At 74.0% G+C, this 23,530-nt stretch carries 11 protein-coding genes; 4 read left to right on the top strand and 7 right to left on the bottom strand.

The window, feature by feature from the left end:
- The first annotated feature begins 35 nt into the window (after positions 1–35).
- The 4 genes from ACIQCJ_RS13960 (at position 36) to ACIQCJ_RS13945 (ending at position 8,380) form a co-directional block, all read left to right on the top strand.
- Positions 36–2,756, top strand: coding sequence for a BTAD domain-containing putative transcriptional regulator (locus ACIQCJ_RS13960; RefSeq protein WP_402711488.1), 2,721 nt, complete (start codon positions 36–38; stop codon positions 2,754–2,756).
- 103 nt (positions 2,757–2,859) lie between these two features.
- Positions 2,860–3,798, top strand: a complete 939-nt coding sequence (locus ACIQCJ_RS13955; RefSeq protein WP_355341396.1) for an ABC transporter ATP-binding protein — start codon at positions 2,860–2,862, stop codon at positions 3,796–3,798.
- Positions 3,788–4,543, top strand: a complete 756-nt coding sequence (locus ACIQCJ_RS13950) for an ABC transporter permease (RefSeq protein WP_355341399.1) — start codon at positions 3,788–3,790, stop codon at positions 4,541–4,543. The genes ACIQCJ_RS13955 and ACIQCJ_RS13950 overlap by 11 nt, the downstream gene beginning before the upstream one ends.
- Positions 4,544–4,552: 9 nt before the next feature.
- Complete coding sequence (locus ACIQCJ_RS13945; RefSeq protein ID WP_402711487.1) at positions 4,553–8,380, top strand: SDR family NAD(P)-dependent oxidoreductase; 3,828 nt, start codon at positions 4,553–4,555, stop codon at positions 8,378–8,380.
- Positions 8,381–8,514: 134 nt separating this feature from the next.
- On the opposite strand, the gene ACIQCJ_RS13940 is transcribed toward ACIQCJ_RS13945, so the two are convergent.
- The 7 genes from ACIQCJ_RS13940 to ACIQCJ_RS13910 all read right to left on the bottom strand — a co-directional run bounded on the left by ACIQCJ_RS13940 (position 8,515) and on the right by ACIQCJ_RS13910 (position 23,524).
- Positions 8,515–10,092 (bottom strand): AMP-binding protein, encoded by a 1,578-nt coding sequence (locus tag ACIQCJ_RS13940; RefSeq protein ID WP_402711486.1) that lies wholly within the window; start codon positions 10,090–10,092, stop codon positions 8,515–8,517.
- A complete protein-coding gene (locus ACIQCJ_RS13935; RefSeq protein ID WP_355341408.1) occupies positions 10,079–10,921 on the bottom strand; it encodes a thioesterase domain-containing protein in 843 nt (280 codons plus the stop codon). The genes ACIQCJ_RS13940 and ACIQCJ_RS13935 overlap by 14 nt, the downstream gene beginning before the upstream one ends.
- Complete coding sequence (locus tag ACIQCJ_RS13930) at positions 10,918–12,027, bottom strand: HAD-IIIC family phosphatase (RefSeq protein WP_355341410.1); 1,110 nt, start codon at positions 12,025–12,027, stop codon at positions 10,918–10,920. Before ACIQCJ_RS13930 ends, ACIQCJ_RS13935 begins: the two co-directional genes overlap by 4 nt.
- Positions 12,024–13,190, bottom strand: a complete 1,167-nt coding sequence (locus ACIQCJ_RS13925) for an acyl-CoA dehydrogenase family protein (RefSeq protein ID WP_355341413.1) — start codon at positions 13,188–13,190, stop codon at positions 12,024–12,026. Before ACIQCJ_RS13925 ends, ACIQCJ_RS13930 begins: the two co-directional genes overlap by 4 nt.
- An 11-nt stretch (positions 13,191–13,201) precedes the next feature.
- Positions 13,202–13,462, bottom strand: coding sequence for an acyl carrier protein (locus tag ACIQCJ_RS13920; RefSeq protein WP_188282225.1), 261 nt, complete (start codon positions 13,460–13,462; stop codon positions 13,202–13,204).
- 5 nt (positions 13,463–13,467) lie between these two features.
- Entirely contained in the window at positions 13,468–14,319 is an 852-nt protein-coding gene (locus tag ACIQCJ_RS13915) for a 3-hydroxyacyl-CoA dehydrogenase NAD-binding domain-containing protein (RefSeq protein WP_355341416.1), read from the bottom strand.
- Positions 14,320–14,422: 103 nt separating this feature from the next.
- Positions 14,423–23,524, bottom strand: a complete 9,102-nt coding sequence (locus ACIQCJ_RS13910; RefSeq protein WP_402711485.1) for a beta-ketoacyl synthase N-terminal-like domain-containing protein — start codon at positions 23,522–23,524, stop codon at positions 14,423–14,425.
- Positions 23,525–23,530 lie beyond the last annotated feature (6 nt).

Genomic DNA, 23,530 nt, shown 5'->3' with positions numbered 1-23,530 from the left:
CCGCGAGCCTCACGTTGCAAGGAAGGCTGACGGACATGGCGATCGCATCACCCCTCCCCGCCAGAGCCACGGCGGACCCCACGCCGGACCCGGCTGCGAACCCGCCCGCGGACTCGACATCGGACTCGACAACGGACCTGACGGGTGAGCCCACCGTGGACGGGCAGGCGCCCGCCGCCCCGGTGGGCACCGCGGTCCGGTTCCGGGTACTCGGCTCCCTCGAGGTGCGCGGCTCGCAGCAGGTGGCGGTCACGGCGCGGCGGCAGCAGATCGTGCTGGCGCTGCTGCTGCTGGAGACCGGCCGCGGTGTGGGACTCGAAACGATGGTGAACGCGGTCTGGGGCGGCGCCCCGCCCGCGACCGCCCGCTCCCAGGTGCAGACCGCCGTGTCGGCGCTGCGCCAGCGGATGGAGCGCGCCGGGCTCGGCAAGCGCATCCGCATGCACGGCCTCGGCTACACCCTCGACCTCGCCCCCGGCGAGCTGGACCTGCACGTCTTCGACGAGCTGGCGGCCCGCGGCCGGGCCGCCGCGGCCGACGGGCGGCCCGCCGCCGCCCGCGCCGCCTTCCGCGAGGCGCTCGACCTGTGGAACGGCGACCCGCTGCCCGAGGTCGACAGCCCCGTGGTGCAGACGAAGCTGGTACGGATCTCCGAGCGCCGCTTCGAGGTGCTGGAGGAGTGCCTGGACGCCGAGCTGCGTCTGGGCCTGCACCACGAGGTGCTGGGCGAGATCAGCGCGCTGGCCGCCGAATTCCCGCTGCGCGAGCGCCCCGCCGTGCAGCTCATGACCGCGCTGTACCGCTGCGGGCGGCAGGCCGAGGCACTGGCCGCGTACCACCAGGTGCGGCGCACCTTCATCGAGGAGCTGGGCATCGAGCCGGGGCCGGTGCTGCTCAAGCTGGAGCTGGCCATCCTCAACGGCTCCGGCGACCTGGACCTCCCGCAGACCGCCGCCCCCGCCACCGTCAACGCGACCGCGCCGCTGCCGCTGCCGCGGATGCTCCCGGCCCGGATCACCGACTTCACCGGCCACGCCGACGTCCTGGCGGAACTGACCGACCGGCTGTCCGCGCCCTCGGCGCCGATGGCCGTGATCACCGGCTGCGCGGGCGTCGGCAAGTCCGCGCTCGCCGTCGAGGCCGCGCACGCCCTCGCCCCGGCCTTCGCCGACGGCCAGTTGTACGCGAGGCTGCCGGTCGGCGCAGGTCCCCGCGAGGTCTCCGACGTCCTGGAACGCTTCCTGCGGGCGCTCGGCTTCACCGCCGCCGCCGTACCCGAGTCCCTGGACGGCCGCTCCGCGCTCTACCGCAGCGCGCTGGCCGAGCGCCGGATGCTGGTGGTCGTCGAGGACGCCGCCGACGTCACGCTGCTGCGCCCCCTGGTGCCCGGCACCCCCACCTGCGGTCTGCTCGTCACCAGCCGCGCCAGGCTGTCGGCGCCCGCCGACACGTACACCGTCGAGCTGGAAGTGCCGCAGATCCCCGAGGCCGTGGAACTGCTCGCGGCGATGACCGGCCGCGAGCGGGTGGCGGCCGAGCCCAGCGAGGCGATCGAACTGGCCGAGCTGTGCGACGGGCTGCCGCTGGCACTGCGCGCCGCCGCCGCCCGGCTGTCCGCCCGCCCGCACTGGAGCCTGGCCCAGCTCACCGCGCGGCTGCGCGACGAACGCCGCCGGCTGGACGAGCTGTTCCACCAGGGCCTGGACGTACGGGCCGCGCTGCGCGGCACCTACGAGCAACTGGCCGCGCCCGCACGGCAGCTCTTCGCCCGGCTCGGCGGACTGCCCACGGCGGAGTTCCCCGCGTGGGCCGCGGCCCCGCTGCTCGACGTGGCGACCGCGTCGGCCGTGGACGTGCTGGAGACGCTGGTCGACGCCCGGCTGGTCGACCCGGTCGGCGGCAGCGGCGTCACCGCCCGCTACCGGCTGCGCGGCCTGACCCGGCTGCACGCCGCCGAGTGCCTGGCGGAACTGGCCGAGGACCAGGACGAGTCGGCCCCGCGGCGGCGGCTGCTCGGCGCGTGGCTGACGCTGGCCGACGAGGCGCTGCTGCGCCAGGGCGGCACCCCGGCCGCCGAACTCCACCACCCCACCCGCTGGCCGATGGAACTGCCCATGCTCCGGGCCGTGTTGAGCGACCCCGGCGAGTGGTACGGCACCGAGCGCGAGTCGCTGCTGGCCGCCGTACGGCAGGCGGCCGACGTCCACGAGACCGAGGCGTGCTGGCACCTGGCGGTCGCGGTCGGTGCGCTGGCCGCGGTCCAGCGGGCCCACGACGACTGGCGGGCCGCGGGCACCGACGCGCTGCGCGCCACGCAGCGCGCCGGGGACTCCCTCGGCGAGGCCGCCATCTTGTTCTCGCTCGGCACGCTCGACCTGCGCGAGCGCCGGTACGAGCAGGCCACCGCCCGGCTGCGGGGCGCGCTCGGCGCCTTCGAACGGCTCGGCGCCGACTCCTGGCGCGAGGCGGCGGGCAAGGCGCTGGAGCGGCTGGCCCGCGAGACCGGGGCAGCGGCCGACGGCAGGACCCCGCGTCCCGGCCGCGGCGGCGCGGGCTCGGCGCCCGCGACGCCGGTCGAGACCTCCGCCTGGGGCGTCCCGGCCACCCAGCGCCGCTACGGCCTGGCCGCCAGCACCGGCGGCTCCGGCACCCCCGCGGCCCGTACCACCCCGGCCCCCCGCTCCACGGCCCCCCGTCACCGCCCGGCGGCCTCCTTCCCCACCCGCCGGCGTACCGAATCGGTGGAGGAGCAGTGACGCGGGCGCCCCACCCCGTGTGGTACGGGTGCCCCGCCCCGGCGCCCACCGGTCCTGACCACCGCGTTCTGCACTGGCAGCACACCGATTCCCAGGAGGAGCAATGAGCTTGAGGACCCCCTCGCCGCCGGCGGGAGTGCGGGACGAACCGTCGCGGAAGCCGGACCGGCAGGCCGCCAGGAGCGGTGAGGACAGCGACCGGGCCATGCTCGAAGTGACCGGACTCAGCAAGCGCTACGGCGAGGTCCAGGCGCTCGACGGCTTCGAACTGACCGCGCACCGCGGCGAGATCGTCGGACTGGTCGGCCACAACGGCGCGGGCAAGTCGACCTTCGTCGAGATCGTCTCCGGGCTCATCAGGGCCGACTCCGGCGGCGTCCGCATCGGCGGCGAGGAGCCCACCAAGGCGCGCGGGCGGATCGGCGTCTCCCCGCAGAACATCGCCCTCTACCCGCCGCTGTCCGTCCGCGAGCACATGAAGTTCTTCGGCGGCCTGTCCGGACTGCGCCGCCGCGCCCTCACGTCCGCCATCGACGAACTGTCCGCCGCGCTGCGGCTGACCGAATTCCTCGACCGCCCGGCCGGTGTGCTCTCCGGCGGCCAGCAGCGCCGTACGCAGGCGGCCGTCGCCATGATCCACCGCCCCGACCTGCTGCTGCTCGACGAGCCCACCGCGGGCGCCGACCCGGAGACCCGCCAGGCGCTGCTCGACACCGTCAAGCTCCGCGCCGCCGACGGCGCCGCCGTCGTCTACACCACCCACTACCTGACCGAACTCACCGAACTGGCCGCGACCATCGCCGTCGCCAAGCGCGGCCGGGTGGTCGCCCGCGGCACCAGCGCGCAGCTCCTGGAGGGCCTGCCCGGCGAGGTCCGCGTGGTCCTGGCCGACGGCAGCGAACTCCACGAGTCCACCACCGACCCGACCGCCGCCCTGGTGCGGCTGCTCCACGAGGCGCGGCAGCCGGTCACCTCCGTCGACGTCCGCAAGCCCGACCTCGACGACCTCTACCGATCCCTGGCGGTGCTCGATGTCGACTGAATCCCTCTACCGGTCCGGCCTGATGGCCAAGTACAACGCCCTGCTGCGGCTGCGCGACCCCGGACAGCTCATCAGCTACATCGCGATGCCGATGCTGCTGATGCTGGTCTTCAAACCGCTGTACGTGACCGCGCTCAAGACCGGCACGCTCCAGGCGGTCACCGGGCCGCTGGTGATGTTCTCGGTCTTCGCGCTCTCCATCGTGGGCAACTCGATCATGGTCGAGCGCGAGTGGCGCACCTGGGACCGGCTGCGCGTCACCCGCGCCTCACGGGCCCAGCTCCTGCTGGGCAAGGCCGTACCGGCCTTCGTGATCCTGCTGCTCCAGCAGAGCGTGCTGCTGATCTTCGGCTGCCTGGTGATCGGGCTGCCGGTCCCGCCGACCCTGGGCTGGATCATGCTGGCCGTCGCGGTGTGGGGCTTCACCCTGCTCGCCCTCGGCACGGCGCTCGCCACGGTCGTCCGCAGCCGCGGCGACCTCGGCATGGTCTCCGACCTGGGCGCGATGCTGGTCAGCGCGCTCGGCGGCGCCCTGGTGCCGGTCAGCCTGATGCCCGCCTGGGCCCAGCACATCGCCCCGGCCTCGCCCGGCTACTGGGCGATGTCCCTGCTGCACGCCGCCATCGACGGCGACGCCTCGCGGATGCTGCGCCCGGCGCTGGTCTGCCTGGCGATCGGCGTGGCCTGCGGCGCCTTCGCCACCTACCGGCTCTCTCGCGGCTGGGGCCGCAGCCACCTGCTGTGAGGAGACATCGTGTCTGACATACCCGACGAGACGGACGAGACCGACGAGGCGTACGACGCCTACGATTCCGCGGTGGCCCTGGTCGGCATGGCCGGCCGCTTCCCCGGCGCCCCGGACGTGGCCACGCTGTGGCGCAACGCGCTGGCCGGTGTCAGCGGCCTGCGCGAGATCACCGACGAGGAACTGGCCGCGGCGGGCGTCTCCGCGCGGACCGCCGCCGACCCCCACTACGTACGGGTCGGCGGGCCGGTCGACGGCATCGCCGACTTCGACGCCGCCGCGTTCGGCTTCTCGCCGCGCGAGGCGGAGACGATGGGCCCGCAGCACCGGCTCTTCCTGGAGTGCTCCTGGGAAGCGCTGGAGAACGCCGGTTACCCGCCGGTGGCCCCGCCGGGACAGGTCGGCGTCTTCGGCGGTTCCGCCTTCCCCGACTACCTGCTCGACAACGTCGCGCACGTCATGGACGAACCCGGCGGCGGCCAGTTGGTCGCGGTCGGCAACGAACGGGACTCGCTCACCAGCCTGGTGGCGTACAAGCTCGGCCTGCGCGGTCCGAGCCTGAGTGTGCAGACCTTCTGCTCGACGTCGCTGGTCGCGGTGCACCTGGCCTGCCAGAGCCTGCTGACCTTCGAGAGCGATCTGGCCCTGGCCGGCGGCGCCTTCCTGCCGCTGCCGCAGCCGACCGGGTACATGTACCACCCGGGCGGCATCACCTCGCCGCAGGGCACGGTCCGCAGCTTCGACGCGGCGGCCGACGGAACGGTGATGGGCGCGGCCGTCGGCGTGGTCGCGCTGCGCAGGATGACCGACGCGCTCGCCGACGGCGACGTGATCCACGCGGTCATCCTGGGCTCCGCGGTCAACAACGACGGTCAGGAACGCGTCGGTTACTCCGCACCGGGCGTCGAGGGACAGGCCGCGGTGATCCGTACCGCGCTGAACGTCGCCGACGTCAAGCCCGAGTCCGTCGGCTACGTGGAGTGCCACGCCACCGGCACCGCGCTCGGCGACGGCATCGAACTGACCGCGCTGTCACGGGTGTTCCAGACGACACCGCAGACACCGATCGTGCTGGGCTCGGCCAAACCGGCCGTCGGCCACCTGGACCGGGCCTCCGGCGTCACCGGCCTGATCCGGGCCGCGCTCGGCGTCCGCGACGGCGTACGGCTGGCCATCCCCGGCTTCGAGAAGCCCAACCCCGCGCTGGCCGCCGCCTCCGACCGCTTCACCGTACTGCCGCACAATCAGCCGTGGCCGGCCGGACCCGAGCCGCGCCGGGCCGGAGTCAGCTCCTTCGGCATGGGCGGCACCAACGCGCACGTCGTCATCGAGCAGGCCCCGCCGCGTACCGCCCGCGCCGCCGTCCCCGGACCGCACCTGCTGGCCTTCTCCGCGGGCGACCAGGACGCGCTCGACGAGGTCACCGAGCGGCTGCGCGGCCACCTGGCCGCGCACCCCGAACTGGACCCGGCCGACGTCGCCTACACCCTCCAGGTCTCGCGCGGGCACTTCGCACTGCGCCGCTTCGTGGTCTGCGACGACCTCCAGGACGCGGTCGCCGCGCTCGGCGACCCCGGCCGCTGGGTGGACGGCGAGACCACCCGGCACGACCCGGCCGTGGTGCTGGCCGAGGAGGAGCGGGCACCGGCCGACTGGCGGTCCCAACTGGCCGCCGCGGCGGCCTCGTTGCTGCCGGGAACCCCCGAGGGCGGCGCTTCCCCTGCCGTCTCCGCCGTCCTGGAACAGGGACTGCGGGCGATCGGCGTGCGGATCAGGGCCGCCGGTGACACCGGGACCGGGCACGTCGAGACCGTCACCGTCGCCCCCGAGGCCGACGCTCCCTCCGGGTCGGCGGCGCGCTGGCTCGTGACCACCATCGGCCGACTGTGGCTGGCGGGCGCCGCGATCGACTGGGCCGCACTGCACAGGGGCGAGGGACGGCGGGCCGAACTGCCCACCTACCCCTTCCGCCGCACCCGCCACTGGGTGGAGGCGCGGCCGGGAGCCCGCGGTGAGAAGCCGCCGGCCGAGGGCCGTGTCGACGACCTCGCGCAGTGGTCGTATCTGCCCGCGTGGCGGCAACGCCCGCTGCCCACCCGCGATCTGGACGAGCGGCTGCGCGCGGCCGGGCCGTGGCTGGTGCTGGCCGCCGAGGAGCGCGCCGAGGCGCTGGTACGCCGACTGGCGGTGGCCGGCGCCGAGGTCGTCACGGCGAGGCCCGGCGGGGAGTTCGGGCAGGACGCGGCGGGGGACTTCACCGTACGCGTCGAACACCCGGAGGATCTGGGAGAGTTGCTGGCCCTGCAATTCGTCGCGCCCCGCACGCTCGTGCACGGCTTCTCGCTCGCCTCACCCGAGGGCGACGGCGCCGGGCACTTCACCGCGGAGCAGGAGCGGGGAACGCACTCCGCGCTCGGCCTGGTCGGCGTGCTGGCCGCCGAATCCGAGCCCGCGCAGGCCGAGTTGACCCTGCTGACCGCCGGGGCCGTCTCCGTGACCGGCACCGATCTGCGGCATCCGGAGCACGCTGCGCTCGCCGCGCTGGCCCCCACCATCGGCCAGGAGAACGCGCATCTGTCGTGCCGTCACCTCGACCTGGACCCGGCGGAGGGCGCCGGCACACCGTCGGCGGTCGACCAGACGCTGGCCGCGATCGTCCACCCGCACCAAGGGCCTTCGGCCGTCCGGGCCGGCGACCTGTGGGCGCGGACCTATCAGCCGCACCCGCTGGAGGAGACCGACCCCGCTCGTCCGGTGTTCGGCGACGGCGAGACGGTGCTGATCACCGGCGGTCTCGGCGACGTCGGCCTGGCCCTGGCCCGGCACCTGGCGGAGAGCCACGGCTGCCGTCTGGTGCTGACCTCGCGCGGCGGACTCCCGCCGCGTGAGCGCTGGCCGGAGCTGTCGGCCGGTGACGACCGGGTCGCCCGGCACATCAGGAACGTGCTGGATCTGGAAGCGCGCGGCGCCGAGGTGATCGCCATGGGCGCGGACGTCGGCGACCAGGAGGCGATGCGGGCCGTCGTCCGGGCGGCCGACGAGCGGTTCGGCGGCATCGACGCGGTGGTGCACGCGGCCGGTACGCGGGACCCGAGCCAGTTCGAGATCGCCCACCTGTCCGACCGGGAGAACCGCGCCGCGCACCTGCACCCCAAGGTGGCCGGCTTCCACACCCTCCAGGCGGTCCTCGGGGACCGCGCCAAGGACCGCAGGATCACCGTGTCCTCGCTGTCCGCGGTGCTCGGCGGCGTCACGTTCGGTCCGCACGCCGCAGCCAACGCGGCGCTGGACGCGTACGCCCGCAGGGCCCGGCTGCGCGGCGAGGGCCGCTGGATCACCGTCGACTGGGACACCTGGGCGACCGACGCGGAGCGCCGTGAGGCGCACGGCGATCCGGCCGCCGGGGCCTACGAGATGACGGTGCCGGAGGGCCTGACCCTGCTGGAGCGCGCGCTGGCGGCGGCCGACCGGCTCGCCCACGTGGTGATCTCCTCCGGGCCGCTCGCCCCGCGGCTCGCCCAGTGGGTCACCGGCGACGGCACGTCGGCGGAGCAGCGGGCCGCCGACGACGGGCAGCGCCACGCGCGGCCGAAGCTGCGCACCCCGTACGCCGAGCCCGCCGAGGGCACGGAGGCGGCGCTGGCGGAGATCTGGGGCCAGGTCCTGGCGGTGGAGGGAATCGGCGCGGATGACGGCTTCTTCGAACTGGGCGGTCACTCGCTCGTCGCCGTCGAGCTCTCGGCGCGCATCCGCGCGGCCCTCTCGTGCGACCTCGCCCCGACCGACCTGCTGGAGCACTTCACCGTCCGCCGTCTGGCGTCCTTCGTGGAGGGCTGACACCGGCACGTACCGGCACCCGTACCGCCAGGGGCGGCCGTCGCGGACCTTCCGCGTCGGCCGCTCCGCGCGTGCTGTCCGCGCGGTGGTCCCGTGCGGCACGCCCGGCTCCGCCACCCGGTGGCGGGGCGCCGTCACCGGGTGGCCGCCGCGGCGCGCGCCGTGAGGGCCTTGCGGTCGATCTTGCGGTTGGCGTTGAGCGGGAACTCCTCGACCTGGACGAAGCGGCGGGGGACCAGGGCGCGCGGCAGGAAGGCCGCCAGCTCCTCGGCCAGGGCCGCCTGAGGCCGCCGCTCACCGAGCAGGAATGCTGTCAACTCGCCGTCCACGGCGACCGCGACGGCCTCCTTCACACCCTCGACGCGGCGCAACGCCCACTCCACCTCGGCCAGTTCGACGCGCACCCCGTGGATCTTCACCTGGTGGTCGCGCCGGCCCAGATACGCGAAGGCGTCGCCGGGCAGCCGCCGTACCAAGTCGCCCGTGCGGTACCAGCGTTCGCCGCCGTGCTCCAGGAACCGGCCCTCGTCGTCGGCCGGGTCGAGATAGCCGGGGAACATCTGGTCGCCGGTGACGCACAGTTCACCGTCGCCGTCCTCGGTGGGCTCGTGCAGCAGCGCCCGCATACCGGGGTGCAGACGGCCGATCGACACCACGTCGTTGACGCACGACGACGGGGAGGTGACCGGGTCCCAGCGGTGCACACTGCACGAGATGGTCAGCTCGGTCGGGCCGTAGAGATTCTCGACCACCGAGCCGGGCGCCGCAGCGCCCCACTCCCGCGCGTCGTGGGCCAGCAGCGGCTCCCCGCAGAACAGGCTCCAGCGCAGGCTCGGCATGCTGCCCGCGGGCAGCCCCCGGGGCCGCCGCCGCAGCAGCGACACCAGGCTCGGCGCGGAGAACCACACCGTGATGCCCTGCTCGGCGACGAACCGCTCCAGCGAGGCGTACGCGGTCGGCGGCACGCTCACCACGGTGCCGCCGCTGCCCCAGCCGGTGAACAGGTCGAACATCGCCAGGTCGAAGGTGAGATCGAAGGTCTGCGAGAACACGTCCCCGCTGTGGAAGCCGTACCGGCCGTGCACGAAGCGCAGATAGGCGTCGACATTGCGGTGCAGCACGGGCACCCCCTTGGGCGTGCCCGTGGAGCCCGAGGTGAACAGGATGTACGCGATGTCGTCGGGCGTCGTCGGCAGCGGCTGCTCCAACGGCTCCCCGACCGGCTCCCCGACGACGGGGACGCCGTCGAGGACCCCGGCCAGCTCCGGCAGCACGGCGGCGCCGCGCTCGTCCACGATCAGCGCGTCCAGACCGGCCGCGGTGATCATCCGGGCGGTGCGGTCGGCGGGGAAGCCGGGGTGCAGCGGCACGACGGCCGCGCCCGCGAACTGCGCGGCCAGCAGACCGGCGTAGGCGGTCACGGTACGGGAGGCCAGCAGGCCGACCCGCCGGGGCCGCCCGCCGGGGACCGCCGCGACGACGGTCCCGGCGAGCGCCCGCGCGGCGGCGTCCAGCCGTGTGTAGTCGACGGCGGTGGAGCCGACGCGCAGCGCCTCGGCCCCGCCGTCGAGCGCCAGGCCGTGCCGGAACCAGTCGGTGAGGGTCCGGCCCGCCGGGACCGCGGCGCCCGCGGTCCCCGGCGGCCGGTCCCCGGCCTCCCGTCGCGGCCCGCCCGGCCGCGACGGCAGGCGCGCGGGTTCAGTGGTGAACAACGGATGCCTCCTGCGGGTGGATGGGCGCGAGGCCCGGAAGCTGCGGGCCCCAGGTGCCGCGCAGCGCCCGGTCGATGTACCGGTGGGTGACCGCGGCCTGCTCCAGCACCGCGAAGTGCCCGCCGGTCAGGGTGTGCGAGGTGAAGCGCCCGGTGGTCTGGTCGCGCCACCCCGCCACGTCGGCGATGCCCGCGCGCGGGTCGTCGGTGGCCGCGAGCGCCGTGATCGGCACGCTCAGCGGAGCCTGCGGCCGGTACTCGTAGGAGTCCCTGACCCCGAAGTCCGCGCGGAACGGCGGCAGGATCATCCGCAGCACCGTCGGGTCGGTCAGCATCCACTCCGGGGTGCCGCCGATCCGCCGCAGCAGCGCCACGACCTCGTCCTGCGTCATCCCCGCCACCGGCGGGTCGCCGTCGTCGGGCGAGCCGGGCGCCGCGCACCCGGAGACGAACAGGTGCACCGGCATGGGCCCGCCGCGGCGCCGGATCTCCCGCACCAGCTCGAAGCCGACCAGCGCCCCGAGGCTGTGCCCGTACACCGCGTACGGCCGCGTCTCCCCCTCCGGGGAGGTGTCGGCCAGCACGGCGTCCGCGAGGTCCGGCACCAGCCGGTCCATCCGGTCGTACGGGGTGTCGCGCAGCCGGGTCTCCCGGCCGGGCGGCTGGACCGGTCGCACCGACACCGGGCCCAGCCTGCCGAACCAGGAACGGTACGCCGAGGCCGAACCCCCGGCGTGCGGCAGGCAGTACAGCCGCACGCCGGCGCAGCCGGGCTGCTCCGCGAAGGGCAGCCACGAGGCGGCGGGCGCCGCCTCCAGCACGGTCGTCATCGCGTCACCTCGACCTCGACATAGCCGGGCAGCGGCTGGATCTGGTCCAGGTCGGCCCCCAGCACCAGCCGGTCGCCCTCCCTGGCCACCTCGCGGAAGCCGCTGAAGGCGTAGGTGATCTGCATCATCCGGTTGCGGCCGGTCTCCACGAAGTCCGCGCGCAGGCCCGCACCGGCCTCCCGCGCCCGCTCCATGATGTGGCTGAGCAGCACCGAGCCGACCCCGCGGGACATCACCCGGCACGACATCAGCATCATGTGGAGCTGCCAGTTCGGGTCGCCGGTCTCCACCAGCGCCAGGCCGATCTTGCCGTACGAGCCGAACCGGTCGGTGAGGGTGGCCACCAGCAGCAGGTGGTCGGGCGACTCGCGCAGCGCGTCCAGCTCGTCGTACGAGTACGTGCGGCCCGTCGAGTTGAGCTGGTTGGTGCGGATGGTCAGTTCCTCCGCGCGCTGGAGGTCCTCGCGGGCCGCCGGGGCGATGGTGAACGTCATGCCCAGGCTGGCCAGGAACTCCTCGTTGGTGCCGACGAAATCGCTCTCGATCTCGTCCCGCGCGAGCTGGCTGTGGTACATCGCCCGGCGCTGCGCCGACTCGTCGGAGACGAACCGCGGCCGGAACTCGATCCGGTTCAGCTCGGTGTCGATGTCGAGCGCGTTGACCCGGGTGACCTCGGGGACGGAGAACTCCATCTCGGCCAGCTCGAAGTCCTGGTCGTCGACGAAGGCGAACGCGTCGAGCCCCAGATTGAGCTTGGCGGAGATCTGCCGGACCGACTCCGACTTGGCGTTCCAGCCGATCCGCGGGTACAGGAACAGGTCCTCAAGGCCCAGTTCGCGCAGCTTCGCCATGGCCGTGTCGTGGTCGTTCTTGCTCGCCACGGAGTGCAGGACGCCCAGCGCGTCCAGCCGGCGGATGTGCTCCACCACACCGGGGCGCAGGGTGACCTCGCCGTCCTCCAGCAGCACCCCGTCCCACAGCGTGTTGTCCAGGTCCCACACCACGCACTTGATCTTGCCCTGCGCGGGCTTGCGGTACGGACCGTCCGGCGGCGACGCCGGGCCGGTGGCCGGCGCGGTGGCCGGCGGTTGCGTCAGCGTGCTCACAGTGCCCACTCCCGGTATGCCTCGTCAGCGATCGTGATCCGCTGGATCTCGTTGCTGCCCTCGATGATTTCCATGACCTTCGCGTCCCGGTACAGCCGTGCGACCGGGAAGTCGGCGCTCATTCCGTTGGCGCCGTGGATCTGTACGGCCTCCGTGGAGTGCCGGGCCGCCGCGGTGGACGCGAAGTACTTCGCCACCCAGGTGGCCATGATGGTCGCCGGGTCCCCGGCATCCTTGAGCACACCGGCCTGGTGGCACAGCAGCCTGGCCGCCCGCACATCGGTGACCATGTCCGACAACTTCGCCCGGATGAGCTGGAGTTCACGGAGCTTGCTGCCGCCGACCGTGCGCTGCGCGGTGTAGTACGCCGACGCCTCCAGGCACGCCTGGACGATTCCGACGGAACCGGAGGCGACCGAGAACCGGCCCAGGTCGAGGGTTCCGCTGAGCACCATGCCGGAGGCGAACGAACTGGGCCCCAACAGCGCGTCGGAATCGAGCCGCACATCGTCGAACTCCAGCTCGGCGATGAGCGAGGCCCGGGTGCCGAGCACGTCCTCCACCGGTATCACCCGCACGCCGGGTGACCGGCGTGGTACGAGCAGGGCGATCACGCTGGACTCGGTGCGGGCGAACACCAGGAACAGGTCCGCCCGTTGGCCACCGGTGATCCACTTCTTGCGGCCGTTGAGCCGCCACCCGCCGTTCTCCTGGACGGCGGTGGTACGGATGCCCGCGGTGTCGCTGCCGCCACCTGCGGGCTCCGACAGGCAGAAGGCGCCGCGCACCGCGCCGGTGGCCAGCGACGGCGCCCACTGCTCGATCTGGGCGGGGCTGCCCCAGCGGAGCAGCGCCCACGACAGCATGGTGTGCACGGTGAGCAGGGACCTGACCGAGGAACATCCCCGGCCCACCTCCTCGTGCACCTGACCGAGCGTCACCAGGTCAAGGTCCTGGCCGCCCAGCGCGGCCGGGTAGAAGGGGGCCCACAGGCCCGCCTCGCCGATCCGCTCCTGCAACTCCTCGGGGACCGCGCCCCGCCGGTCGTACACGTCGGCCACCGGCATGATGTGGGTGTCGACGAACGCGCGTGCCGAGTCCCGGGTGATCCGGGCCCCCGCCGGCGCCGCCGCGAGGGGCGGCGCCGTGGTCAAGCTCGTCATGGTCTGGCTCCTCAGTCGACGGAGACGGGGACGCTCCGGCGGGCGACGAGGTCCGCCATGGCCTCGACGGTGCGGAAGTTGTCGATGCGCAGTTCGTCGTTGGGGATGGTGAGGCCGAAGGTCTTCTCGATGAACATCACCAGCTCCATCGCGAAGAGCGAGTTGATGTAGCCGAGCGAGAAGATGTCCTGGTCGGTGGCGATGCTGGCCTGCGGGAAGCGGGCCTCGATGAAGGAGAGGATGCTGGTCTGGGCGGTGGTGTTCTCGGACATGGTCGTCATCCCTTGTTGTCGTAGGTGTAGAAGCCACGGCCGGTCTTCCGGCCGTGCAGTCCGGCGTCGGTCATCTGCTTGAGCAGCGGGCAGGGCCGGTACTTGCTGTCGGCGTAGTGCTCGTAGAGCACCTCGACGCTGTAGAGGATCGTGTCGACGCCGATCAGGTCGGCGGTCTCCAGCGGACCCATCGGGTGCCCGAAGCACCCGCGGAACACCTCGTCCACCGACTCCGCGGTGGCGACGCCCTCGTGGACGAGGAAGGCGGCCTCGTTGACGGTCAGCATGAGCACCCGGTTGGAGACGAAGCCGGAGGCGTCCTTGACGTCCACCGCCTTCTTGCCCATGCCGCTGAGGAGCTGGCGGGTGACCTCGACGGTCTCCTGCGCGGTGTGGAAGCCGGGGATCAGCTCCACGACCGGCTTGGCCGGCACCGGGTTCATGAAGTGCACCCCGACGACCCGCTCCGGGTGCGTGCCGACCGCGGCGACGCGGGTGATCGGGATCGCGGAGGTGTTGACGATCACGACCGCCTCGGGGGAGAGCACGCGGTCCAGCTCGGCGTGCACCTCGCGCTTGATCTCCCAGTTCTCGGTGACGTTCTCGATCACGAAGTCGGCCTTGGCGAGGGCCTCGACGCCGACAGCGGTGGTGATCCGGCCCAGGATCTCGTCGGGGTCCAGGGCCGGTCCGCCCATCAGGCGGCTGAGCCGGCAGTTGCGGCTGATGGCCGCCTTGGCGTCGGTGAGAATCCGCTCGTCGATGTCGACGAGGACGGTCTCGTAACCGGACTGGGCCAGATTGTGCGCGACTCCGATGCCCATGACCCCGGCACCGACAACTCCTACGACGGTCATGATCTCTCCGATTCCTTGGTGGGTGGTGCTGGCTGTTGTGGGTGTGCTGAACCACGCCTGGGGCGTGGGGTGTCGCGTGGTGCGGAGTGCCGCTGACGCGGGATCAGCTCCTGCGCCGCCGGGCGGCGGTCTTGAGGCCGGACCTGCGCAGTCGCGCCTGCTCCTGGCCGTCGGGCTCCGGGACGGGCGCCGCGTCCGCGGCGGGTCCGTCCACGACCTTGGCGAGGGCCTCGACGGTCGGGGCCTCGTAGAGGATGTGCGGGGGGAGCTCGGCGTCCTGGAAGGCCCGGCGCAGGGCCGCGAGCAGGGCGATGCCGAGCAGTGAGTTGCCGCCGAGTTCGAAGAAGTTGTCACGGGCGCCGACCCGTTCGAGCTTGAGCATGTCGCCCCAGACCTCGGCCAGCCGCTCCTCGACGGGGCCCGAGGGCTCCCGGTAGGGGGTGAGGAGTTCGGGCCGCGGGTGCCGGTCGGCGGAGCCGGAGCCGCCGCCCGCCGGGGCCATGACGGCCTCGACGGTGAAGCCGGTGCTGTAGCTCACCATCGTCGGCAGGTCCTGCGTGGAGACCACGACCCGCGACTCGCCGGAGGCCAGGGCCCGCAGCAGCGAGCGCCAGCCCTCCGCGAAGGTGATGCCGAAGGCTTCCCGGTGCGAGCGGAAGAAGGCCTGCAAGCCCTCGTCGTAGCCCGACAGACCGGAGTCCCAGGCGTTCCAGGTCCACTCGCCCCAGTCGACCGACAGGACCCGGCGGCCGGTGGCCGCCTGCCGTGCCGCGTAGCCGTCGAGGTAGGCGTTGCCCGCGCAGTAGTCGACCTGGCCCGGGCCGCCGCCGGTGGCCGCGGTGATCGAGGAGAACAGCACCAGGAAGTCCAGCGCGGTCTCATCAGCGTGGCCGATTCGCAGTGCTTTGTCCAGGGCCTGTACGCCGGCAACTTTGGGCGCGAGAACGAGCTCGGAGTCGTCGGACTGCTTGAACTGGATCAGACCCGTTCCGGGCACGCCCGCGGTGTGCAGGATGCCGTGCAGGGCGCCGAAACGCTCCTGCGCCAGGTCGATGGCGCGCCGGACGTCGGGCGCGCTCGCCACGTCACCCGTGACGATCTCGACCTCCGCGCCCAGCTCCACGATGCCCAGGACACGGCTCACCCTGGCCCGCAGCGCCTCGTCGGCCGCCTCGGTGCCCGCGGCGATGCCCTCCCACCGCTCACGCGGCGGCAGCCCGCGGCGGCCGAAGAGCACCAGCCGGGCGCCGACCTGCCGTGCGAGGTGTTCCGCCATGCCCAGACCGATGCCGCCCAGACCGCCGGTGATCAGATAGACCCCGTGCTCGCGCAGCACCGCCGCGGCGCTCTCGTCGTCCGCCGCCGGGAGCATGTCGTAACCGCACACCCAGCGCCTGCTGCCGCGCAGGGCGACGGCCGCGTCGGTCCGCGGTCGGCGCAGTTCGGCGGCGACGGCGGCGGCCGGGGTGTCCGGCTCGACGTCGAGCAGCCGGGTGGTGACGTTGGGGTACTCCAGCGGCACCACGAGCGTCGGGCCGATGAGCGTGGCGGCGTCGGGCCGTACCTCCGAACCGTCGAGCACCTGGTGGGCGCCCGCGGTGACCATGTCCAACTGCCAGTCGCCCGAGCCCAGTTCACCGGCCGCACGGGCCAGTGCCACCAGGGTGTGCAGACCGAACGCGATCGACTCGTCGTCGGGCCGCTCCGCGAGCGTCCACAGATGGACCACCCGTTCCAGCGCGAGCCCGCGCTTGCGCAAGTCGCGCAGGACCGCCTGGGCGTCGCCCGAGTGGCCCGGCCGTACGGTGTAGCCGGTCGCCGGGTCGGCGCTCCAGCCGCCGCCGGGACGGACCGCGGTCACGGTCGCGCCGTCGGCCGCCGCCGCGCGCACCAACTCGTCGAGCACACCGTCGGCCTCCGACCCGTCGGCGTAGACCAGCCAGCTCGCGGGCTGCGCGCCCGCCGTCGCCGGGGACGCGGTCTGCCGCCACACCGGCTGCCAGACCCACTGCTCCTCCGGCAGCTTCGGGACCCGGTCGATGTCCTCGAAGCTGGCGGGCACACCCGGTGTGCCCGGCGCCGTCGCAGCCGCGGGCGCGGCCGGCTTGGCGCCGATCAGCGGGGTCTGCTCGATCCAGTAGCGCTGCCGCTGGAAGGGGTACGTGGGCAGCGGCACCCTGCCGGGCGCGAAGCCCCGGTGCAGCTCGGCGGTCCGCTCGGCGCGGCCGTGGTAGGCCGCCCAGTCCAGGTCGACACCGGTCAGCCACAGCCGCGACAGGGCCTCGGTCAGGACTCGGTCGGCCGGACGCGGGTCGCTCTGCGCGGGCAGCGTCGCGGTGATCGTCGCCCAGCGCTGCGGAGCGCAGCCCGCGCCGCGCACCATCGTGCCCAGCGACTGTCCGGGACCGATCTCCACCATCGCCAGCTCGGGGTCGGCCAGCAGCGTCTCGACGGCCGCCGCGAACTGCACGGGACGGCACATGTGCTCCGCCCAGTAGGCGGGGTCCCGCACCAGCCGGGCGTCGGCGACACCGCCGGTGACGTTCGACAGGTACGGCAGCCGCGGCGGGTTGAGCCGGATGTTCTCCGCGACCCACGAGGTCAGCTCGTCCGCGAGCGGGGCGAGCATCCGGGAGTGGAAGGCGTGCGTGGTGCGCAGCCCCCGGCTGGGGACGCCGTCGCGCTCCAGGTCGGCGGCGAGGCCGGCCAGCGCGTCGGCGGGACCGGCGACCACCACGGTCTGCGGGCCGTTGACCGCGGCGATGTCCAGGCCGCGCGCCTGAAGTCCGTAGCGGTCGCGCAGGTCGTCGGGCCCGAGCGGCACCGCGGCCATGGAACCCGTCTCGACCCCGGAGATCAGCCGGGCCCGGTGCACCACCAGCGCCAGCGCGTCCTCCAGCGACAGCACCCCGGCCAGGCAGGCCGCGACGTACTCGCCGAGGCTGTAGCCGAGCATCAGCGACGGCTGCACGCCCCACACCATCAGCGTCGAGGCCAGCGCGTAGTCCACCGCGAACAGCAGCGGCTGGACGATCTCGGTGCGCTCCAGCTCCGCCTCCCGGTCGTCGGCCGCGCCGGTCGCCCGGCCCAGCAGCGCCGCCAGGTCCATGCCGCCGCCGGGACGGTCCCCGGTCAGCAGCCCCGTCAGGTCGGTGTCCGGCAGGTGCGCGGCCAACAGGCCCAGGCAGTGGTCGAGTTCGGCGCGGAAGACCGGCTCGTGCCGGTAGAGGTCGCCGACCAGACCCGGATACTGCTCGCCGACCCCGGCGAAGAGGAAGGCGACGGGACGGCCGTGCGCGGTCTCCACCCGCGCCGACAGCGGCGCGTCCTCGTCCGTACCGGCCAGCGAGGCCACGGCCTGCTCACCGCTGGAGACCACGGTGGCGCGGCGGTGCTCGAAGGTCTTGCGGCCGACCTGGAGGGTGTAGGCGACATCGGCGACGCTCGCCCCCGAAGTCGCGGCCAGGTGCTCGGCGAGGTTGCTCACGGCCTGGTCGGCGGCGTCGGAGGTTCGGGCCGAGACCGGCAGGAAGTGGTGCCGCCTGCCGCCCTGCGGGGTGTCGGGGCCGGCCCTGCGGGCCGGCGGCTCTTCGACGACGACGTGCACGTTGGTGCCTCCCATGCCCAGCGAGTTGAGTCCGGCGATCCGCGGCCTGCCGTCCTCGGCCGGCCACTCGGTCAGCCGGGTGTTGACGTAGAAGGGGCTGTCGGCGAAGTCGATCTGCGGGTTGGGGGCGGTGAAGTGCAAGGTCGCGGGGACCATCCGCTCGCGGACGGTGAGGACCGTCTTGATCAGGCCCGCGGTGCCCGAAGCGTGGTTGAGGTGACCGATGTTGGTCTTCACCGCGCCGATCGGGATGCTGCCGGGACCGCCCGCCGTGCCGAACGCCCGGCTCAGCGCGGTGACTTCGATCGGGTCGCCGATCGGGGTGGCCGTGCCGTGCGCCTCGATGTAGCCGAAGTCCTCCGGCCTCACCCGAGCGTCGGCCATCGCGTCCTGCACCACACGGGCCTGCCCGGCGACGCTGGGCGCGGTGTAACCGACCTTCAGGGCACCGTCGTTGTTGATCGCCGAGCCGCGGATGACCGCGTGCACGGTGTCGCCGTCGCGCAGCGCGTCCGAGAGCCGCTTGAGGACCACGACGGTCGCGCCGTCGCCGAACATCGAACCGCTGGCCTGCGCGTCGAAGGTCCGCACATGGCCGTCGTGCGACTCCATGCCGCCCTGCTGGCGGCGGTGGCCGACCCGGTCCGGGACGCTGATGGACACACCGCCCGCCAGCGCCATCTCGCACTCGCCGCCGCGCAGGCTCTGCACCGCCAGGTGCACACCGACCAGCGACGTCGAGCAGAAGGTCTGCACCGCGACGCTCGGTCCGCGCAGGTCGAACAGGTAGGAGACGGACGTGGTCAGCGCGTCCTTGTCGTTGCTCATGATGATCTCGTACGGGCTGATGTCACCCGCGGCGAGCTGCGAGGTCATCCCGAACAGATACGTGGACAGGTTGGAGCCGCCGAAGACGCCGATCCGGTCGCGGTACGCCTCGTTGGCGTACCCCGCGTGCTCCAGACCCTCCCAGCAGACCTCAAGGAAGAGCCGCTGCTGCGGGTCGGTGAGCGCCGCCATCCGCGGGCTCATCCCGAAGAATCCGGCGTCGAAGCCGCTGATGTCGTCCAGCACGGCGCGCGCGGGCACGTACTCCGGGTCCTGGACCATGTCCGGGTCGACGCCCGCCTCGATCAGCTCCTCGGGGGTGAAGAAGCGGATCGACTCCACGCCCTCGCACAGATTCCGCCAGAAGCCGGCCACATCGCCCGCGCCGGGGAAGCGGCCCGCCATGCCGACGATGGCGATCCGCCGGTCGAGTTCGGTGCTCTCCGGTTCGGTGTTCTCGGCGCGCTCGGTGTGCTGGGTGACCGCGCTGACGGCCGGGGTCGCGGCCACGGCCGGACGCGGCGCCGGAGCGGCGACGGGTACGGGCGCGGGGGCGGGCCGGGGCGCGGGGACGACGGTCGCCGCGGGGGTACGGGGCGCCGCCGGGGCGCGGACCGGTGCCGGGCTCGGCCCTCCGGCGGCCTTGGGCTTCTGCTCGTCCAGGACGGCCGCCAGCCGGTGCACGGTCGGCGCCTCGAAGAGCGTGACCGTCGGCACCGTCACACCGAAGCGCGACTTCACGGTGGCCAGCATCTGGAGGGCGAAGAGCGAACTGCCGCCCAGGTCGAAGAAGTTGTCACGGGTACCGACCGGGTCGACACCGAGGGTGTCGGTCCACAGCGCGCACAGCTCGCGCTCCGTGGCGGTCAGCGGCGCCGTGTACGGCTGCGGCAGGTCGGGCCGCGGGAAGGACGCCACAGGGGACGTGCTCCCGCCGCCCGCCGGGACCGCCTGCGGACGGCTCGGGAGCCGGCCCGCCAGACCGCCGGCCACCACGACCACCGCGGGCAGCGGCTGCGTCACCGCGCGGTCGAGTGCGGTCAGCGACTGCTCGGCGGTCATCGCGTGCGCGGCCATCGAGGCGCCGGTCCTGGCGTCGACCTTGGCCAGCGTCGGCGCCCAGGTGTCCCAGGCGGCCGAGGTCCAGCGGGTCTGCGCGGTGCCGTCGTCCGGGCCCGCCCCGGCGAGCGCGGCCAGCGCGGCGTTGGCCGCCGCGTAGCTGCCGAAGGCCAGTCCGCCCAGGTGCGCGGAGGTCGAGGAGAACAGCAGGCCCCAACGCGGCGCCTGGTCCCCGGCGAGCCCGCCGACGGCGTCGCGCAGCACGCGAGCGCCCTCGTACTTGGCCGCGAAGTGCCGTGCGACGGTGCTCTCCTGGAGCGCGCCCAGCGGCAGGAAGGTGTCCTCCGAGGTGTCGGCCGCCGCGTGCACCAGGCCGTCGAAGCGCTCCGCGCCGAACAGGGCGCGTACGGCGGCGGCGTCGGTGACGTCCAGCGCGGGCGCCTCGACGTCCGCGCCGAGCGCGCGCAGCCGGACGACCGCCTGGCGGCGCGGGTCCGCCGGGTCGGCGGGCAGTCCGGTACGGCTGGCGAGCACGACGCGCCCGGCGCCGCCGCGGATCAGGTGCTCCGCGACCATCAGGCCCACGTCGCCCAGGCCGCCGGTGACGAGGTAGCTCTCGCCGGGCAGGACCACGGGCAGTTCGTCGGTGTGCGCCTTGGGCGCGTCGATCGGGCGGTACCGCGGGGTGAGGCGGCTGCCCGCGCGGAAGGCGGTGAGCACCGGCCCCTCGGCGGCGGCCAGTTCGGCGGCGAGCAGGGCGGCGGAGGCCGCCGTGTCGGCCGCAGGGTCCAGGTCGACGCCGCGGGCGTCGAGGCCCGGGTACTCCTGGCCCGCGACGACCGGCAGGACGGCGACCGCGGCCTGCGCCGGGAGGCTCCGCTCGGCGGCCGTGACGCTCTGGCCGCCGCGGGTGACCACGACGACACCCCCGGTCCCGGCCCGGTCGCCCCACGCCGACACGGCGCGGGAGACGTCGAGGACGGCCTGGGCCGGGTCCGCGTCGGGCCCGTCCGCGTCCAGCGCGGACAGCACGACCACGGTCAGCGGCCCGTCGCCGGGCACCTCGGCGGTGTCGGGCGCGTCCGTCGGCCGTACGGTGACGGCCTCGGCGCCCGCGCCGCGCAGCCGCTCGGCCAGCGCGTCGCCGACCCCGGAGGCGTCGGCGTACAGCAGGAACCGGCCGGTGGCCGTACCCGTGCCGCCGTTCGCGTCCGGGCTCCACACCCGGCTCATGACCTGTACGTGCTCCTCGGCGCCGGAGTTGGCGGACTCCGTTGCCGCGGAGGGGAGTTCGGGCTTGGCGGCGGCGGGCGCGTCGATCCAGTAGCGGGAGCGCTGGAAGGGGTATCCGGGCAGCTTCGTGCGCAGGACGTCACGGCCGTGCTGGTAGCCGGACCAGTCGATGTCGACGCCGGTCAGCCACAGGCGGCCCACGGCCTCGGTGAGGACCGTGCCCGCCTCGCGCGGGTCGTCGTCGCCGGGCAGCGCGGGGATCAGCAGGTCCGCGTGCCCTTCGGTGAGGGCGCGGTGGGCGCCGAGGGCGCCGTCGCCGATCTCCAGCAGGGCGTGGTTCCCGGACTCCAGCAGCGCGCCGAGCGCGGTGCCGGGGTCGGCGGGCGGGCCGGTGAGGGCCGCGGTCCAGTGCGCGGGGTCGGTGGCCTCGGCCGCCGTCAGCCGGCCGCCGGTCGCGGCGGAGTACAGGACGGTTCCGGGCTCGCCGAAGGTGATGTGGCCCGCCGCCCAGTCGGTCAGCGGCTGTCCCTCGGTCTCCGTGCGGCGGTGCAGCAGCGCGAAGGCGTCCTTGAGGGAGAAGACCCCGGCCAGGCACCCGGCGACGTACTCGCCGACGCCGTGCCCGAGGAGGGCGTCCGGCTGGATGCCCCAGGAGCGCAGGAGCGTGCCGAGCGCGTATCCGAAGGCGAAGGCGCGGTGCCCGTGCTGGTCGTGGCCGCTGGTGCGGTCGGGGGAGAGCAGTCCGGCCAGCGGGGCGCCGCCGACGGCCTGGGCGGCGGCGCGGCACTCGTCGAGCGCGGTACGGAACGCCGGTTCCGCGTCGTAGAGTTCGGCCGCCGCGGCGGGGTACGGCTCCGCGGCGCCGGTCAGCAGGAAGGCGACCGGCCGGGAGGCGGTGCCGTCGGCGCGGCCGAGGGCGGACCCGGCGCGCAGCTCGCGCGCCGCGCCGCTCAGCGAGTCCGCGACCAGGGCGCGCCGGTGGCTGAAGAGCCGGCGGCCGCTCTGGAGGGTGTAGGCGACGTCGGAGATGCCCGCGCCGACCGTGGTGTCCGCGTCGTCCATGGTGTCCAGGTGCGCGGCGAGATTGGCGGTGGCCTCGTCGGCGGCGGCCTCGGTGCGGGCGGACCACACCAGCAGTTCGCTGCGGCGGCCCGAGCCGGTGCTGCGGGCGGCGACCGGCGGGGCCTCCTCCAGGATCACGTGGGCGTTGGTGCCGCCGATGCCGAAGGCGCTGACCCCGGCGCGGCGCGGACGGTCGCCGCGCGGCCACGGGTGCCGCTCGGTGAGGACCGTCAACCGGGCGTCGCCGGACTCCAGTTGGGGATTGGGCGCGGTGTAGTTGCGGGTCGCGGGGATCTCGCCGTGGTGCAGCGACAGGGCGGTCTTGATCAGACCGGTCACGCCGGCCGCGCGGTCCAGGTGGCCGAGGTTGGTCTTGACCGAACCGATCATGACCTCCTTGCCGTCGAACACCTGCTGGAGCGCGGCGAGTTCGGCGGCGTCGCCGAGCGCGGTGCCGGTACCGTGCGCCTCGATGTAGTCGATGTCCTCGGGCTCGAGACCGGTCGCGGCGAGCGCCTCGGCGATCACCTCGGCCTGGCCGCTGACACCCGGCGCGGTGAAGCCGACCTTGCGGCCCGCGTCGTTGTTGACGGCCCAGCCGCGGATCACCGCGTACACCTGGTCGCCGTCGGCGAGCGCGTCGACCAGGCGGCGCAGCGCGACCACGCCGACGCCGTTGCCGACCAGGCTGCCCCGGCCGGAGGCGTCGAAGGCGCGGCACTCGCCGTCGGGCGAGCTGATGCCGCCCGGCTGGTAGAGGTAGCCGGTGTCGTCCGGGACCGCGATGGCGGCGCCGCCCGCGAGGGCCAGGTCGCACTCGAAACCGGCCAGGCTGGTGGCCGCGGCGCAGACCGCGACCAGGGACGTCGAGCAGTAGCTCTGGATGCCGTACGCGGGCCCTGACAGGCCCAGCGTGTGGGCGACGCGCAGGGTCAGCGAGTCCTTGTCGTTGGCCAGGCCCACGGTCAGCTCGCCGACGCTGCGGCCGATCCCGGACGGGGCGACGTTACGCGTCAGATAGGTGCTGATCGCGCAGCCCGCGAAGACACCGATCGAGCCGTCGAAGCTCGCCGGGTCGCAGCCCGCGTCCTCCAGCGCGTGCCAACTGTGCTCCAGGAAGAGCCGGTGCTGCGGGTCGAGGATCTGCGCCTCCTTCGGGTTGATCCCGAAGAAGTCGGCGTCGAAGCGGTCGATCCCGTCGATCACCGCGCCCGCCTTCACATACGCGGGGTCGTCGATCAGTTCGTCGGGCACGCCCGCGGCGCGCAGTTGGTCGTCGGTGAAGCGGGTGATGCCCGAGCGGCCGTCGCGGAGCGCCGACCACAGCTCCGTGGCATCGGTGGCGCCGGGGAAGCGCCCGGCGAGGCCGACGATGGCGATGTCCATCGGTGACACCTCGGTGGGTATGCGCGGCATGAATCC

It is taken from the genome of Streptomyces sp. NPDC093221 (assembly GCF_044753885.1).
In the GTDB taxonomy this organism is placed as follows: Bacteria; Actinomycetota; Actinomycetes; order Streptomycetales; family Streptomycetaceae; genus Actinacidiphila.
This window is presented reverse-complemented; position numbering and strand designations above follow the sequence as displayed.